The following is a 13,437-nucleotide window of genomic DNA, read 5'->3' as shown; positions in this document are numbered from 1 at the left end:
GTGATCGAACTCCGTGATGTCACCAAGGTGTTCCCGGCCGCCAAGAAGAGCCCCGGCGCCGGGGCGCCCGCCGTCGACGGCGTCTCCCTGGCCGTCGAGCGCGGCAGCGTCTTCGGCGTCGTCGGCCACAGCGGCGCCGGCAAGAGCACCCTGCTGCGCCTGATCAACTACCTGGAGACCCCCACCTCCGGCACCGTGCTCGTGGACGGCCAGGACCTCGGCGCCCTGGGCGAACGGCGGCGGCGCGAGGTCCGGCGCTCCATCGGGATGGTCTTCCAGCAGTTCAACCTGTTCCGCTCGCGCACCGTCCTCGGCAACGTCGCCTACCCGCTCCGGCTCTCCGGGCTGAGCCGCGCCGAGGCCCGCGAGCGGGCCGGGGAGGCCCTGCGCTTCGTCGGCCTGGACGCCCACGCCCGCCGCTACCCCGAACAGCTCTCGGGCGGCCAGCGCCAGCGCGTCGGCATCGCCCGCGCCCTGGCCACCGAACCGGGCGTGCTGCTGTGCGACGAGGCGACCTCCGCCCTCGACCCGCGGACCACGGGCGAGGTCCTGGACCTCCTCCGGCGCGTCAACGGCGAACTGGGCGTGACGATCGTGCTGATCACCCATGAGATGGAGGTGGTCCGCTCGCTCTGCGACCACGTGGCCGTGATGGCCGCCGGCAAGGTCGTGGAGACCGGGGGCGTCCACGACGTCTTCTCCCGCCCCGCGCACCCCGTCACCGGGACGTTCGTCCGCTCCGCGCTCCACGACGTGCCCGACGCCGCCACCCTGGCCCGGCTCCGCGCCCGCCATCCGGGACGGCTGGTGACCGTCCCGGTGGGCGGCGGCGAGGACCTCTCGCGGCTCTTCCGCGAACACGACGTCGACTTCACGATCGCCCACGCCGGCGTCACCGAGGTCCAGGCCCGCACCCTGGGCGGCGTCACCTTCGAACTGCGCGGCGCCGAACGGGACGTGGCCGCCGTCCTGGCCCGCCTGACCGCCGAGGAAGAGGTGGTGGCCCGATGAAGGCCGACTGGAACACCTTCTGGGTCAAGGTCGTCGACGCCACCGGCGAGACGGTCTACATGGTGCTCGTCACCCTGGCCCTGTCCGCCGTGCTCGGCACGGCCGTGGGCCTCGCCCTCTACGCCACCCGTAAGGGCGGCCTCCTCCGCAACCGCGCGGTCTTCGCCGTCCTGAGCGCCCTCGTCAACGTCATCCGCCCGGTCCCCTTCATCATCGCCATCGTCGCGCTCTCCCCGGTGACCCGCGGCGTCGTCGGCACCATGATCGGAACCGAGGCCGCCATCTTCCCCATGACGGTCGTGGCCACCTTCGGCGTCGCCCGGATCGTCGAGAGCAACCTGCTGTCCGTCGAACCCGGAGTGATCGAAGCCGCCCGCTCCATGGGCGCGGGCCCCCTGCGCGTCCTGCTCACCGTGCTCGTCCCCGAGGCCCTCGGGCCCCTGGTGCTGGGCTTCACCTTCATGCTCGTCGCCCTCATCGACTTCTCGGCCGTGGCCGGGACCGTCGGCGGCGGGGGCGTGGGCAACCTGGCCATGACCTACGGCTATCTGCGCTTCGACACCTCGGTGATGGTGGTCACCGTGGCCGTCCTCGTGCTCCTCGTGCAGATCGCCCAACTGCTGGGCAACTTCCTGGCCCGCAAGGTGCTCCGGCGGTGACCCGCCCGTCAGGAAGCACCCTCCGGCCAGCGGTAGCGGACGTGGGTGAGGGACTCGGACGTGTGCCACAGCCGGGCGGCGAGCGTGGTGCTCGCGGCGGGGACGGGGAGGTCCACCGGGCCGGGGGCGCCACGGGTCTCGAAGCGGCCGGTCGGGCCGTAGAAGCCGGCGGGGGCGACGTCCGCAGCCGTCGCCGCGTACAGCGTCGGCAGCGCGGCCGACTCCACCGACTGGCCCACGAAGTGCCCCGGCAGCAGCCGGGCCAGCGCGCGGACGGGCCGGGTGGCGTGCCGTTGGAGGCCCGTCGCGCTGAAGCCCGGGTGGACGGCCACGCTCGTCAGCGCGACGCCCGCCGCGTCGGCCCGGCGCTGGAGCTCCAGGGCGAACAGCACGTTGGCCAGCTTCGACTTGGCGTAGGCGTTCAGGGCCCGGTACTTGCGGGTGCTCTGCAGGTCGGAGAGTTCCGCGATCGCGCTGCGGGAGATCGCCGCGCTGACCGTCACCACGCGCGGCGCGGGCGCGGCCAGCAGCTGGGGCAGCAGTCGGCCGGTGAGCGCGAAGTGGCCCAGGTGATTGGTGCCGACGGTCAGCTCGAAGCCGTCCTTGGTGGTGGCCCGGTGCCGGATGCCCATCACCCCCGCGTTGTTGACCAGCAGGTCGACCGGGCGCCCGCCGTGCTCCACCCGGTGGGCGAACCCCGTAACGGAGGCCAGGTCGGCGAGGTCCAGCAGGTCCGGACGCACCCGCGCGCCCGGCACCTCGCTCGCCATGTCCTCCGCCGCCCGCCGCGCCCGGCCCGCGTCCCGTCCCGTCACCACGACCTCGGCGCCCGCATGGGCCAGCTCGCGCGCGGTGACATAGCCGATGCCGCCGGTGGCGCCGGTCACGACGGCCAGCCGGCCCTCCAGGTTCGGCATGTCCTCGGTGGTCCAGCGGGGCGGGCTGTGGCGCATGCGACTCCTCGGCGGCCGGTCGCGGACGGGCGACCGTATTGTCCGCCGCCCGACCGGCGCCCGAGGGGAAGGCGCGCCCGGCGGCGGCCCCGCCTCACACCCCGGTGCCGTCCGCCGTCCCCGATACCTCCCCGGCGACCCGGCGGGCCTGCCGGACCACCTGGCGCAGGTGGTTCGAGAACGGAAACCGTACGTGCGTTCCGACACCCACCACCCACACCCGCTCGGGCCGGGCCCCGGGGCTCCGCCGGACGCGCAGGTCGTCCGCCAGGAAGTCCACGGTGCCGGAGTGGCGCGGCGGCTCCGCCGGGTGGAGCGCGGTGCCGTCCTCCGACCAGTACAGCCGGGGCTGGTCGAAGCCCGTGGCGTTCACCACGTGGCCGAAGCGCTCCGGCCCGCCCCCACCGGGCCACTCCACCCGCCAGGCGCCCGCCTCGAAGGCCACCGCGTCCGGGTAGCCGCCGGCCAGGCGCAGCGCCCCGGAGTCGATGTGCGTGAGCAGCCTGCGCGCGTTGACGACCGTCATCGCCGTGGCATACCGGGCGACGAACCAGCCGTGGCGCTCCAGCAGCGCCGCCCGCCGCTCGGCGGGCAGCCGGGCGCCCAGCTCGATGACCGCCTCCAGCGCGGCCATGACGGCCCCCGGCCAGGCGCACGCGCCCGCCTCCACCAGCGCCGTCTCCTCGCGCAGCCGCGCCACGGGGTCGCCGGCCGACGAGGACTGCAGGCGCAGCGGGGTCGGGTCGAGCGACCGGACGGCCTCCACGACGGCGCGCCGCACCTTCTCCTCCAGCAGGGGATCGTCCGGGTCGAGCCGCGCGAGGCCCTCCAGCGAAGGGAAGTCCCCTACGGGCGCGCCCAGCGAGACCCGTACGGCGGGCAGTACGCCCGAGGGCGAGGCCATCGTCACCCGGTGGCCCTCCCGGCACAGCAGCAGGGAGGCGTCGATGGCCGACTGGCGGCTGCCCAGGACCAGGACCTCCGCTCCGGGCGGCGGCCCCAGCTCGGGGTCGCGCAGCCGGGCGGCGGGGTAGGGGGCGGGCGAGTAGCGGGGGTGCCCGGTGAAGGCGGCGAAGCCGTCCGGGACGCGGGGGCGGTGGACGCCCGTGCAGACGACGACGGCGTCGGCGTACAGCTCCTGACCGGTGCTCAGCCGGACCGTACCGGCCGCGATCGAGTTGACCACCGCCGGTACGTGGGCGACCTCGACGCCCAGGGCCTCGGCGGCCTCGCGGGCCTCCTCGAAGCGGTCCCGGCAGTACTCGGCCATCCGCACCCGGGGCACGCAGTCGCGCGGCTCGCCCGTCCAGCCGTGCTGCCGCAGGTACGCGACGAAGTCGGCGGGCTCGTCGGCGAGGAGGGAGTTGACCTCGGCGGCACTGTTGCACAGCAGCAGCGGGTCGGTGTCGCCGAAGGCGAGGCCCCAGCCGACGGGATTCGGGTCGACGATGCGGATGGACCGCATCCGCCCGGCGTTCTCCCGACTGAGCGCGCGCACCAGGCACAGGAACACGCTGGTTCCCGCGACCCCAGCTCCCACGATCACCACATCACGCGCCGCGTCACACGCCGTGTCACATGCCGCGTCCTGCCCGGCCTGCCCGCTCGGTCCCATGGGCACCTTCCCTTCCCGTTCGCCCTCTCACCCTGCCCGGGCGGGGGCATACGGATGCATGGTCACACGCGGGTCAGGGCGGCGGCGCCGAAGGAGACGTCGAAGCGGTCGCACCAGATGCTCACGCTGGTGTAGCGGTTGAGGTCAAGGCCGGCGGGCAGGACGTAGTTCTGGTCGCCCTTGTTGCCCTTGAGCTTGCCGAGGCTGGTGTGGGCTCCCTTGTCGAAGACGAACCAGCCGGCCCGGCCCTCCTTCACCGGGGCGTCGGTGATCAGGACGCGCAGGTCGGGGCCGTTGCTGGTGTCGAGGTTCTCCAGGCGCAGGGTGCGCGAGCCGTCGGGCAGCCGCAGGATCCGCACGGTGCCGCTCGTGGCGTGCTCGTGGCTGATCAGCCGGCCGGTCGCCAGCGTGCGCGGCGCCTCGCCGCGCCCGTCCCCGGCGGTCGGCGCGGCCTCGCGCACCGTCTCGCTCACCCAGAGCTTCCACGGCTGGAACCAGTACGTCCCCGCGCCCACCAGCAGGATCCCGACGCCCAGAATGCCGATGACCACCTTCTTGCCCAGCAGTCGCCGCACGCGTCCCATGTTCCGCCTCCCGAAGCCGTTCCGTTCTCACAGGGGAGAACGCCGGGGAGGCGGGCCGGGGATCCGGATTTCCGATGACGAAAGTCTTACGCGCGGAACTCTCAAGCGCAGAGCCAGACGGTGAGCGCGATCACTCCCGTGCAGGCGCAGAAGAGCTGCGCGTACATGCCGGGCGTCGGCTTCGGCGGGTCCACGCCGGGGCGGCCGGCGCCGTCGAGGTACGCCTGCCTGATCGTCCTGCCGCGGCCCGCGAAGGCGAGGACGATGCCCAGCAGCGTGGCGCTGTAGCAGGCGAGCGCCTCCTGCGCGTCCAGCCACCGGACCAGGATGAGCACGGCCGCGAACGGCACCATCCAGGCCGGCACGGCGCACAGCCGGACGGTGATGCCCCGATCCGGGATCAGCCGGGCGTAGAAGGCGAGGTAGATCACTGTCGCGACGGCGGAGACGACCCACCAGACCGACAGGGGGAACGAGGGGGAGTGCATGGAATGCCCCAGGGATAGGACCGAGGGGCCCACATGGTGGGCCCCTCGGTTGTGTGCCTTATGGACTGTGTGTCTTATGGACCGGTCAGTCGAAGAGCCGTCTGAAGCCGGACTTGACGCTGTCGACGACCTCGTTCGTCTTCCGGGTGACGATGCCCAGGGCGCGGGCGCCGGGGCTCGCGCCGGGTCCGGTGTGCCCGTGCATGTACTCGTTGAGGGAGTTACCGGCGCTGCGGAGGGAGTCGTCGAGGGCGCCCGTCGCGTAGAACCTGAGGAACGCGCTGCCCGCGCCCGCCGCCATGCTGATGCCCTTGGTGACGCCCGCGGCGATCGTCGACAGCTGCCCGACGACGGGAATGCCCTTCGGAACCTTGGCCAGCCAGCCGGAGACGAACCCCGAGATGGTGCCGACGATGCCGAGGTAGTTCGCCCACTTCTGCGCCGTCTCGTGCTCGTTGCCCTTTTCGCCGGGCAGCGGGGCGGCCACGGCCGCGAGGGCGATGTCGTTGGCCGGGTTGTCGGCCGGGTCGACGCCCTTGGCGGTGTTCTCGCGGGCCTCCTGGGCGGCCTGGGCGGCGGCGGCCGCCTGCTCCGCCTGGTACTTCGCGGCGGCGATGCCCTGGGCCTCGGACGCGGCGGCGGAGGCCGCCGCGGCGTCCCGGCCGGCGCTGGTGGCCGACTGGCGGGCACTGGCGGCCGAAGCCGCCGCGTTGGCGGCCGACGCGGCCGCCCGCTGGGCGGACGCCGTGGCCTGGTTGGCCGAGTAGTTGGCCTGGCGGGAGGCCCGCTGGGCGGTCGACGCGGCGTCCTTGGCCTTCTGCGCGGAGCTGGCGGCGGAGGCCGCCGACGCGTCGGCTTCCTGGGCCTTCTTCTGCGCCTCCGCGGAGTAGCCCTTGGCCTCGTCGGCCGAGGCCCGCGCCTTGTCGGCCCACTCGCCGGCCTCCTGGGCCTTGTCCCGGGCCCGGGCGGCCACCTCGGAGGCGAGGGCGGCGTTCTCGTTCGCCGTGGCGGCCGACTGGGCGGCGCCCGCTATCAGCGCCCGCACGGAAGCGACGTGGGTGGCGGTGTCGGCGTCCATCTGGGCGGCCTTGTACTGGATCCGCGTCACGAAGTCGTGCTGCATGGAGGCGGGTCCGGCCATCGCGACCTGGGCGGCGGCCTTCACGGCCGCGCCGCCGTTGTTCATGATGGTGAGGGTGCGGACCCGGTCGTCCTCCTCGAGGGCGTCCTGGTAGCCGCTCAGGAGGAAGGCGTGGAGGGCCTTGACGCCGCCGTCCTTGATGGCCGCGCTGCCCGCGTCCTTGACGGCGTCGCCCGCGCCGTTCATGAGCTTGAGGACCTGGACCCGGTAATCCTCGGTCTGGACGTCGTACGCGCCCTCGTCGAGGAACTTGTCGACCTGGCCGGGGTCCTTGCTCTCCAGCGCCTTCCGGGCCGCTTCGGCGAGCGTGGGCCCGCCGACCTTGGCGAGGAAGACGGCCTGGTCCCGGTTGTCCAGCTGCCGGCCCCGCTGGTACTCCGTCTTCACCCAGTTGACGACGTCGCTGTCCGTCCCGGACAGCGCGGCCTCGCTGGCCCCGCGCGTCCAGGTGCCGGTGCTGCGCAGCAGGTTGACGGCGGCCTTGCGGCCGAGCTGGGCGGCGGACTTGGTGTCCTTGCCCGCCGCGGCGGCCTTGGCCAGCAGGTCCTTGGTCGCGTCGTCGACGGCTCCGGACTGCTTCCGCGCGTCGTTGACCTGCTTGAACGCGTCCTGCTCGGCCTTCTTGCGGGCCTTGGCGTCCTCGATGCCGGCCTGCGTGTCCGCCTCGAGCTGGGCCTTCTCCGCGTCGCGGGCGAGCTGCTCGGTCTTCTGCGCCTGCGCCACCGCGCCGGACGCGGTCTTGGCGGCCTCGGCGGCGGCGTTGGCGTGCGCGGTGGCCTTGTCCGCCCAGTCCTGGGACTGGCCGGCCTGAGCGGCGGCCTCGTCGGCCGCCTGGGCGGCCTTCTCGGCGTGGTCGGCGGCACCGTTGGCGTACGTGCGCGCGTCGTTGGCCGCGTCGGCGGCGCGGGCCGCGAGCGACTGCGCCCGGTCGGACGCCGCGGTCGCCGTGGCGGCGGCGCCCCGGGCGGTGGCGGCGGCCTCACGGGCCCGGCGCGCCTGGCTGCTCGCCTGGCCCGCGGCGCTGCCGGCGCTCGCGGCGGCGTCCGCGGCGGCGGCGGCGTTCCGCGCGGCCCGCGCGGCGGCGGCGCCCGAAAGGCCCGCCTTGGCGCTGGCGTCGGCGGCGTTGGCGGCGGCGTTCGCGGCGGTGCGGGCACCGGCGGCGGCGTTCCGCGCGGCCTGGGCGGCCTGCCGGGCCGCGGCGGCCTCGCCCGCGTTCCCGGCGGCCGCGGAGGCGGCGGAGTAGGCGCGCGCGGCGGCCCGGCCGGCGGCGGCCGCGGCCGAGGCGGCGGCCTGGGCGGCGTTCGCGGCCGTCCGCGCGGCGGACACGGCGGTGTTCGACGCGGAGATGGCCGTCCGCGCGGCGTCGGCGGCGCCCTCGGCCGCCGCGGCGGCGGCGTTGGCGGACCGGCCCGCCTTCTGGAGGTCGTCCTTGGCCGCCGCGGTCTCCTCGGCGGCCTTCAGCGCGGCCTTCTTGGCGTTCTCCGCCGCGTCCTCGGCCCGCTTGCCGGCCTCCTTGGCCGCCTCGGTCTCCACCTGGGCCCGCTTGCCCGCGTCCTCGGCGACCTGGGCGAGCTGGGCGACGGTCAGGCTCTCCTGGTCCCGGGCCCGGCCCACGTGCTGGCCGGTCTCGAGGAACTCCCGGCGGTCCTCCGCCGTCCCCTTCAGGGCGCGGTCGCCGAGCTTCTTCACCTCCGGCCCGGCGTTGTTCATGACCTTCAGGACCTGGAAGCGGTCGTCCTCCTCCTGGGCCTCGGGCAGGCCCGTCCGGAGGAACGCTTCCAGGGCGTCCGCGGTGTTCTTCTTGAGCGCCTGGTCGGCCGCGTCACGGACCTCGTCCCCGGCGTTGTTCATCGCCGTGAGGACGGCCGCGCGCTGGTCCTCCTCCAGCGGGTCCTTGTACCCGGACCTCACGAACTCGTGAATGTCCGCGTCGGATCCGCTGAGCGCCTTGGAGGCGGCCGCGCGGACGCTGTCGCCCGAGGAGCTCAGCAACTTGAGCACGGCGAAGCGCTCGTCCTCGGCCCTGGCCCGGTCCTGCCCCGACCGGAGGAACGTGGCGATGTCGCTCTCGGAGCCGAGCAGCGCCTTCTCCGCGGCGTCCCTCGTCGCCGAGCCACCGGCTCTCCAGGCCTCCACGACCTGGGCCCGGGCGTTCTCCGGCAGTGGCGGCCCGTCGGGTGTGGCGGGCGCGGCGCCCGCCACCGTGGTCCCGAAGACGGTGGCGGCCATGCTCAATGCGGCGACAGCGATGAGTCTCGCGCGCATGGTCCCCCCGCGCGACGGACCCGCTGTCGGTCTCTTGTCGGTCATATCCCCTCGAAAGTTCGCAGGCCAAAACGGGCCTGTCGGGTGCGCGGCGGTCAGCACGGCACACAGCGCATGATCGTAAGCGAATCGGCCGACATCGCTCGATCCGGATGTGGAGCCTCAAGTTCCGTAAAAGCCCGAGGAGATGACACACGGCTGCAGAGCAGGTCAGAGGGGGAGTACCGGCACCGGACCGACTTCCGGGACAAGCGGCCCGGGTGATATCAATAGCTCGCTCGCCAGTCCGAGCACGGGGGAATGCGGACGGATCGTCAGAGGGCTGACGTCCGCCCGTCACTGGGGGGTACGACCGAACTTTCCGGTTCCTTGCCGGGCGGGCCTGCGTCCGTGCGCGCAGTCGCGGCACGGCCTTCACCCATCGCATCGCCGACCGAGAAGCAAGGAACCGAATCCATGCGTCTGTTCACCCGTACGCTCGCCGCCGGCGCCGTCGTGGCCGCCACCGTGCTGACCGGCGCGGCCACGGCCGTGGCCGACGAGATGCCGCCCTCCAACGTCGAGGACTTCGAGTACCCGCAGGCCGACAAGATCTTCCAGGAGCGCGGCATCAAGCTGAAGAGTGGCGACGGCCACCTCATGCTGGCCACGTGCGACAGCGAGCCCGGCCTGATCGAGATCATGGCCCAGGGCATGAAGCAGACCGACAAGGTCGGCCAGGGCCGGTTCTGCTTCCGCGTCACCGGCGCGTCCGGTTACCTGAGCCTGGAGATCCCGCGTGTCGTGGGAGGCATGGGCAACAACGACTACAACGTGAACGTCAGCATGGTGACCGGCGCCGAGGAGAAGTCCTTCGAGCTGGACAAGAACCGCTGGACGCCGATCGGCAAGACCGCCGACGGCCAGGGCCGCGACTTCACCCTCGTCGAGATCGTCGCGAAGAAGTAATCGTCGCGAAGAAATAGCGGGGGAGACGGGGATGCCCGCGCGTCTCCCCCTCGCCCGCCCCGTCAGGGCAGGGTCAGGACGCGCGGGCCGTCGTCCGTGATGGCGACGGTGTGCTCGAAGTGCGCGGCGCGGCTGCCGTCGGCCGTGCGCAGGGTCCAGCCGTCGGCCGCGGTGGCGTAGTCGTCGCGGCCGCCCGCGATGAACATCGGCTCGATGGCCAGCACCAGCCCGTGCCGCAGCGGGAGGCCGCGCCCGGCCCGGCCCCGGTTGGGCACGTGCGGATCCTCGTGCATGTGGCGGCCGATGCCGTGCCCGCCGAAGTCGGCGGGCATCCCCAGCCGGGCGGCCCGGGCGACGGCGCCGATGGCGTGGGAGATGTCGCCGACGCGATGGCCGACGGTGGCGGCGGCGATGCCCGCGTCGAGGGCGCGCCGGGTGGCCTCCATCAGCTCCTGATCGGCCGGCCGGGGCGTGCCCACGGCGAAGCTGACCGCCGCGTCGCCGGCCCAGCCGTCCAGCACCGCGCCGCAGTCGACGCTGACGAGGTCGCCGTCGCGCAGCCGGTAGTCGTCGGGGACGCCATGGGCGATGGCGTCGTTGACCGACGCGCAGATCACCCCCGGGAACGGCACGGGCGCGAACGAGGGCCGGTAGCCGAGGAAGGGCGAACTGGCCCCCGCCTTCTCCAGGACGTCCCGGGCCGCCCCGTCCAGCTCCCGCAGGCTCACCCCCACGGCGGCGGCCTCCTCGACGGCGGCCAGCGCGTGCGCCACCACGCGCCCCGCCTCCCGCATGGCCGTAAGTGCCGCGTCCGTCTTTATCTCCACCACGTTTACTGACTCCCCACCGGCAGTATTCCAATTCTTATACCGGTATTAGTATCACGCCCACTAGGATCGTGGGCATGGTGAGGACTCCTCTGACCCCTTGGGAGCGGCAGCGCGGCGAGCGGCTGGGCGAGCTGCTGCGCGAGGCCCGTGGTGGGCGCAGCATGGTGGAGGTGGCGGCCCGCGCCGGGCTGTCGTCCGAGACCCTGCGGAAGATCGAGACGGGCCGGGCGCCGACACCGGCGTTCTTCACGATCTCGGCACTGGCGAACGCGCTGGGGCTGTCCATGGACACCCTGGCCGACGCCTGTGTCGCGGATCTGGACCCGATGGAGGAACAACTGACGGCCTAGCCCGCGCCCGCCGGGCCGCGTGACGACCGGTCCGGCGGGCCCCGTCCGCCGGCTCAGCCCACCAGTCGCTCCCGCAGCAGCCGCTTGTCCGGCTTGCCCGCCGCCGTCAGCGGGATGTCGGGCAGCAGATGCAGGGACTCGGGGGCGTAGAGGCGCCCCTTGCGGGAGGTGACGAACTCGCGGACCTCCTCCAGTGAGGGCCGCCGCCCCGCCACGGGCACCACGGCGGCGTGGACGTGCTCCACCGACTCCGCGTCCCGGCTGCCGAAGACCGCGCACCGGGCGACGCCGGGGTGGCTCAGCAACAGTTCCTCCAGCTCCGTCGGATACACATGGCCCCCGACGACCACGATCATGTCCTTGATCCGGTCCACGATGTAGAGGTAGCCGTCCTCGTCGAGATAGCCGACGTCGCCGGTGTGCACCCAGCCGTCCCGCAGCACCTCCGCCGTCAGGTCCGGACGCTTCCAGTAGCCGGCCATCACATGGGGCGTGCGCACCTGCACCTCGCCCCGCTCGCCGGGCGGCAGGGTCGTCCCGTCGGGGTCCCGGATGGCGATCTCCACGCCCGGCACGGCCCGGCCGACCGTCAGGTGCCCGCCGCTGCCGGTCCTCGTCTGCTCCGCGGGGCCCGCCTCGGTGATGTGCTGCGCCTCGGCCTGCCCGTACAGGCCGTAGAGGACGGGCCCCAGGACCTCGGCCGCCTGCCGCATCCTGGCCGCCGAGGCGGCGGTGCCGCCGTAGCTGATCCGGCTCAGGCTGGAGAGATCGGCGCCGGGCAGGTCCGGGTGGTCCAGCAGCCGGTAGAGCAGCGGCGGCAGCAGCCAGGTGTGGGTGACGCGCTCGCGCTCGATCGTGGCCAGCACGTCCCCGGGCTCGAAGCCGTGCCGCAGGACGGCCGAGCCGCCCTGACGGAGCGTCATGTCGATGAAGACGCCCGCGAGATGGGCGAGCGCGGTGCACGCCAGGAAGCGGGGCGGGTCGCCCGCGCCGGCGAACCGGTGGTCCAGGCCCTGCCGGTACGGGCCGTGGGTGGTCCGGATGCCCTTGGGGACCCCGGTGGTGCCGCCGGTGTGCCGGACGCACCAGTCGTCGTCCGGGCCCACCAGGCCGCCCATCGGCCGGGCCGGCCGACCGGCGGCCGCGGCCAGGACGTCCTCGGCGAAGCCGGCCGGCCCCAGGGCGAGCATCGGGGGAACGCCGGCGATCTTCCCCAGCTCCTCGGCGGTGTCGTGCCGCCGGTCGTCCACCAGCAGGAGGGCGCACTCCACGCTCGCCATGATCTCGGCCATGGTCGGCGGGCTCATGCCCTCGTAGAGGCCGACGACGCGGGCGCCGGCGAGATTGGCGGCATAGCGGGCGACGAGGGCCTCGGCGGTGTTGCCCGTGAGCAGGGTGACCGTGGTGCCACGGACCACGCCGCGCTCGGCCAGCTCCCCGGCGAGCCGGAGCACCTGGTCCCGGAGCTCGCCCGCGCTGATCACCCGCCCTTCGGCGGTGGTGACGGCCGGCCGTCCCGGCCCTTCGGCCAGGGTGTCGAGGACGGCCTCCACATAGCTGTCGAAACCGCCGTCCCGGGTATCGTCTCGCTGGCTCATCGCTGGTCTCCCTCGTCGGAACCGGTGGACGGATCCGACGCTAGTGGTGGCCCCTCATACCTTCCACGACCTGTTCCGCCATGAACTCATGACCCCGGAGGCATGAGCCGCGTCCATGGCCAGCCGACGGAAGTCCTGGGCGGCGGGGGACAGATAGGCGTCCTGCCGCCATACGAGGGTCAGCGTCCGGTGGCAGTCCGCGGCGTCCAGCCGCAGCCAGACCACCGGGCTGCGCCCGCCGAGGGTCTGCCGCGCGACGGCCGGCATGAGGCCGAGGCCCAGTCCGGCGCCGATCAGCTCGGGGGTGGCGGCGGCCTCGTCGCCCTCGCAGACCACCCTCGGCGTGAGCCCCTCGCGGGCGAAGAGCCGGTCCAGCAGGGCACGCTGCCAGTGGCCGGGGCGCGTGCTGACGAACTCCTCGTCCGCCAGCTCCGCCACCGTCACGTGCTCCCGGCCGGCCAGCGGATGCCCGGGCGGCACGGCCAGCATCACCTCCTCCCGCACCAGCTCCACCGCGCACAGCCCGGGGCCGGCCAGCGGCTGGGAGGCGACCGCGAAGTCGACCTCGCCGGAGCTCAGATGGCGCCGCATCGACTCCGGCGGCGCCTGGAACAGCCGCACCCCCACCCCGGGGCGGTGGGCGCGGAGGGCGGCCAGCACCCCGCCCAGCTGGACGAGGGTCTCGGCGGCGACGGCGACCCGGCCCGGGCCGTCACCGGCGGCGTCGGCCATCTCGCGCCGGGCGTCGTCGAGCTCGGTCAGTATCCGCTCGACGCGGCGCAGGAAGGCCGCGCCGTGCTCGTTGAGCCGTATGCGGCGACCGTGGCGGTCGAAGAGCGGAACACCTAGTTCCGACTCCAGCCGGATGATGGTCCGGCTCAGTGACGGCTGGGCGACCCTGAGTTCCTCGGCGGCCCGGCTGATGTGCTGGTGGCGGGCCACGGCCCGGAAATATCGCAGCGACAGGAGATCCATGACGGCAGTCTCGCGGAATC

Annotated in this window: 12 protein-coding genes; 4 read left to right on the top strand and 8 right to left on the bottom strand. The window is 73.8% G+C overall.

Annotated features, from left to right (window positions below):
• Both EKH77_RS03380 and EKH77_RS03375 read left to right on the top strand, forming a co-directional pair.
• Positions 1 to 1,011: a methionine ABC transporter ATP-binding protein gene (locus EKH77_RS03380; RefSeq protein ID WP_126912949.1), complete on the top strand. Its 1,011-nt coding sequence runs from the start codon at positions 1 to 3 to the stop codon at positions 1,009 to 1,011.
• The gene (locus EKH77_RS03375; protein ID WP_126912948.1) at positions 1,008 to 1,670 is read left to right on the top strand and encodes a methionine ABC transporter permease; all 663 of its coding nucleotides are present in this window, start codon (positions 1,008 to 1,010) and stop codon (positions 1,668 to 1,670) included. Before EKH77_RS03380 ends, EKH77_RS03375 begins: the two co-directional genes overlap by 4 nt.
• An 8-nt stretch (positions 1,671 to 1,678) precedes the next feature.
• Here the strand turns inward: EKH77_RS03375 and EKH77_RS03370 are convergent, their stop codons facing one another.
• The 5 genes from EKH77_RS03370 to EKH77_RS03350 all read right to left on the bottom strand — a co-directional run bounded on the left by EKH77_RS03370 (position 1,679) and on the right by EKH77_RS03350 (position 8,716).
• Positions 1,679 to 2,623: an oxidoreductase gene (locus tag EKH77_RS03370; RefSeq protein ID WP_126912947.1), complete on the bottom strand. Its 945-nt coding sequence runs from the start codon at positions 2,621 to 2,623 to the stop codon at positions 1,679 to 1,681.
• 94 nt (positions 2,624 to 2,717) lie between these two features.
• Entirely contained in the window at positions 2,718 to 4,238 is a 1,521-nt protein-coding gene (locus EKH77_RS03365) for an FAD/NAD(P)-binding protein (RefSeq protein ID WP_126912946.1), read from the bottom strand.
• A gap of 62 nt (positions 4,239 to 4,300) precedes the next feature.
• Positions 4,301 to 4,822, bottom strand: coding sequence for a DM13 domain-containing protein (locus tag EKH77_RS03360; protein ID WP_126912945.1), 522 nt, complete (start codon positions 4,820 to 4,822; stop codon positions 4,301 to 4,303).
• A 101-nt stretch (positions 4,823 to 4,923) separates the two neighbouring features.
• A complete protein-coding gene (locus EKH77_RS03355; RefSeq protein WP_126912944.1) occupies positions 4,924 to 5,310 on the bottom strand; it encodes a hypothetical protein in 387 nt (128 codons plus the stop codon).
• An 85-nt stretch (positions 5,311 to 5,395) separates the two neighbouring features.
• Complete coding sequence (locus EKH77_RS03350) at positions 5,396 to 8,716, bottom strand: ALF repeat-containing protein (RefSeq protein ID WP_164737728.1); 3,321 nt, start codon at positions 8,714 to 8,716, stop codon at positions 5,396 to 5,398.
• 456 nt (positions 8,717 to 9,172) lie between these two features.
• On the opposite strand from EKH77_RS03350, the gene EKH77_RS03345 reads away from it, so the two are divergent.
• The gene (locus tag EKH77_RS03345; RefSeq protein ID WP_126912942.1) at positions 9,173 to 9,664 is read left to right on the top strand and encodes a hypothetical protein; all 492 of its coding nucleotides are present in this window, start codon (positions 9,173 to 9,175) and stop codon (positions 9,662 to 9,664) included.
• Positions 9,665 to 9,726: 62 nt separating this feature from the next.
• On the opposite strand, the gene map is transcribed toward EKH77_RS03345, so the two are convergent.
• Positions 9,727 to 10,494 (bottom strand): type I methionyl aminopeptidase, encoded by a 768-nt coding sequence (gene map / locus EKH77_RS03340; protein WP_126912941.1) that lies wholly within the window; start codon positions 10,492 to 10,494, stop codon positions 9,727 to 9,729.
• 74 nt (positions 10,495 to 10,568) lie between these two features.
• Between map and EKH77_RS03335 the strand changes: the two genes are divergently transcribed.
• Entirely contained in the window at positions 10,569 to 10,844 is a 276-nt protein-coding gene (locus EKH77_RS03335; RefSeq protein WP_126912940.1) for a helix-turn-helix domain-containing protein, read from the top strand.
• Positions 10,845 to 10,897: 53 nt separating this feature from the next.
• Here EKH77_RS03335 and EKH77_RS03330 read toward each other — a convergent pair whose 3' ends face one another.
• Both EKH77_RS03330 and EKH77_RS03325 read right to left on the bottom strand, forming a co-directional pair.
• Positions 10,898 to 12,442, bottom strand: coding sequence for an AMP-binding protein (locus tag EKH77_RS03330; protein WP_126912939.1), 1,545 nt, complete (start codon positions 12,440 to 12,442; stop codon positions 10,898 to 10,900).
• Positions 12,443 to 12,496: 54 nt separating this feature from the next.
• On the bottom strand, positions 12,497 to 13,417 hold the full coding sequence (locus tag EKH77_RS03325; RefSeq protein WP_126912938.1) for a LysR family transcriptional regulator: 921 nt from the start codon (positions 13,415 to 13,417) through the stop codon (positions 12,497 to 12,499).
• Between the last annotated feature and the right edge of the window lie 20 nt (positions 13,418 to 13,437).

It is taken from the genome of Streptomyces luteoverticillatus (assembly GCF_003970715.1).
GTDB classification, from domain to species: Bacteria; Actinomycetota; Actinomycetes; order Streptomycetales; family Streptomycetaceae; genus Streptomyces; species Streptomyces abikoensis.
The sequence above is the reverse complement of the archived record's forward strand: the minus strand, read 5'-3'. Positions and strand labels throughout refer to the sequence as shown.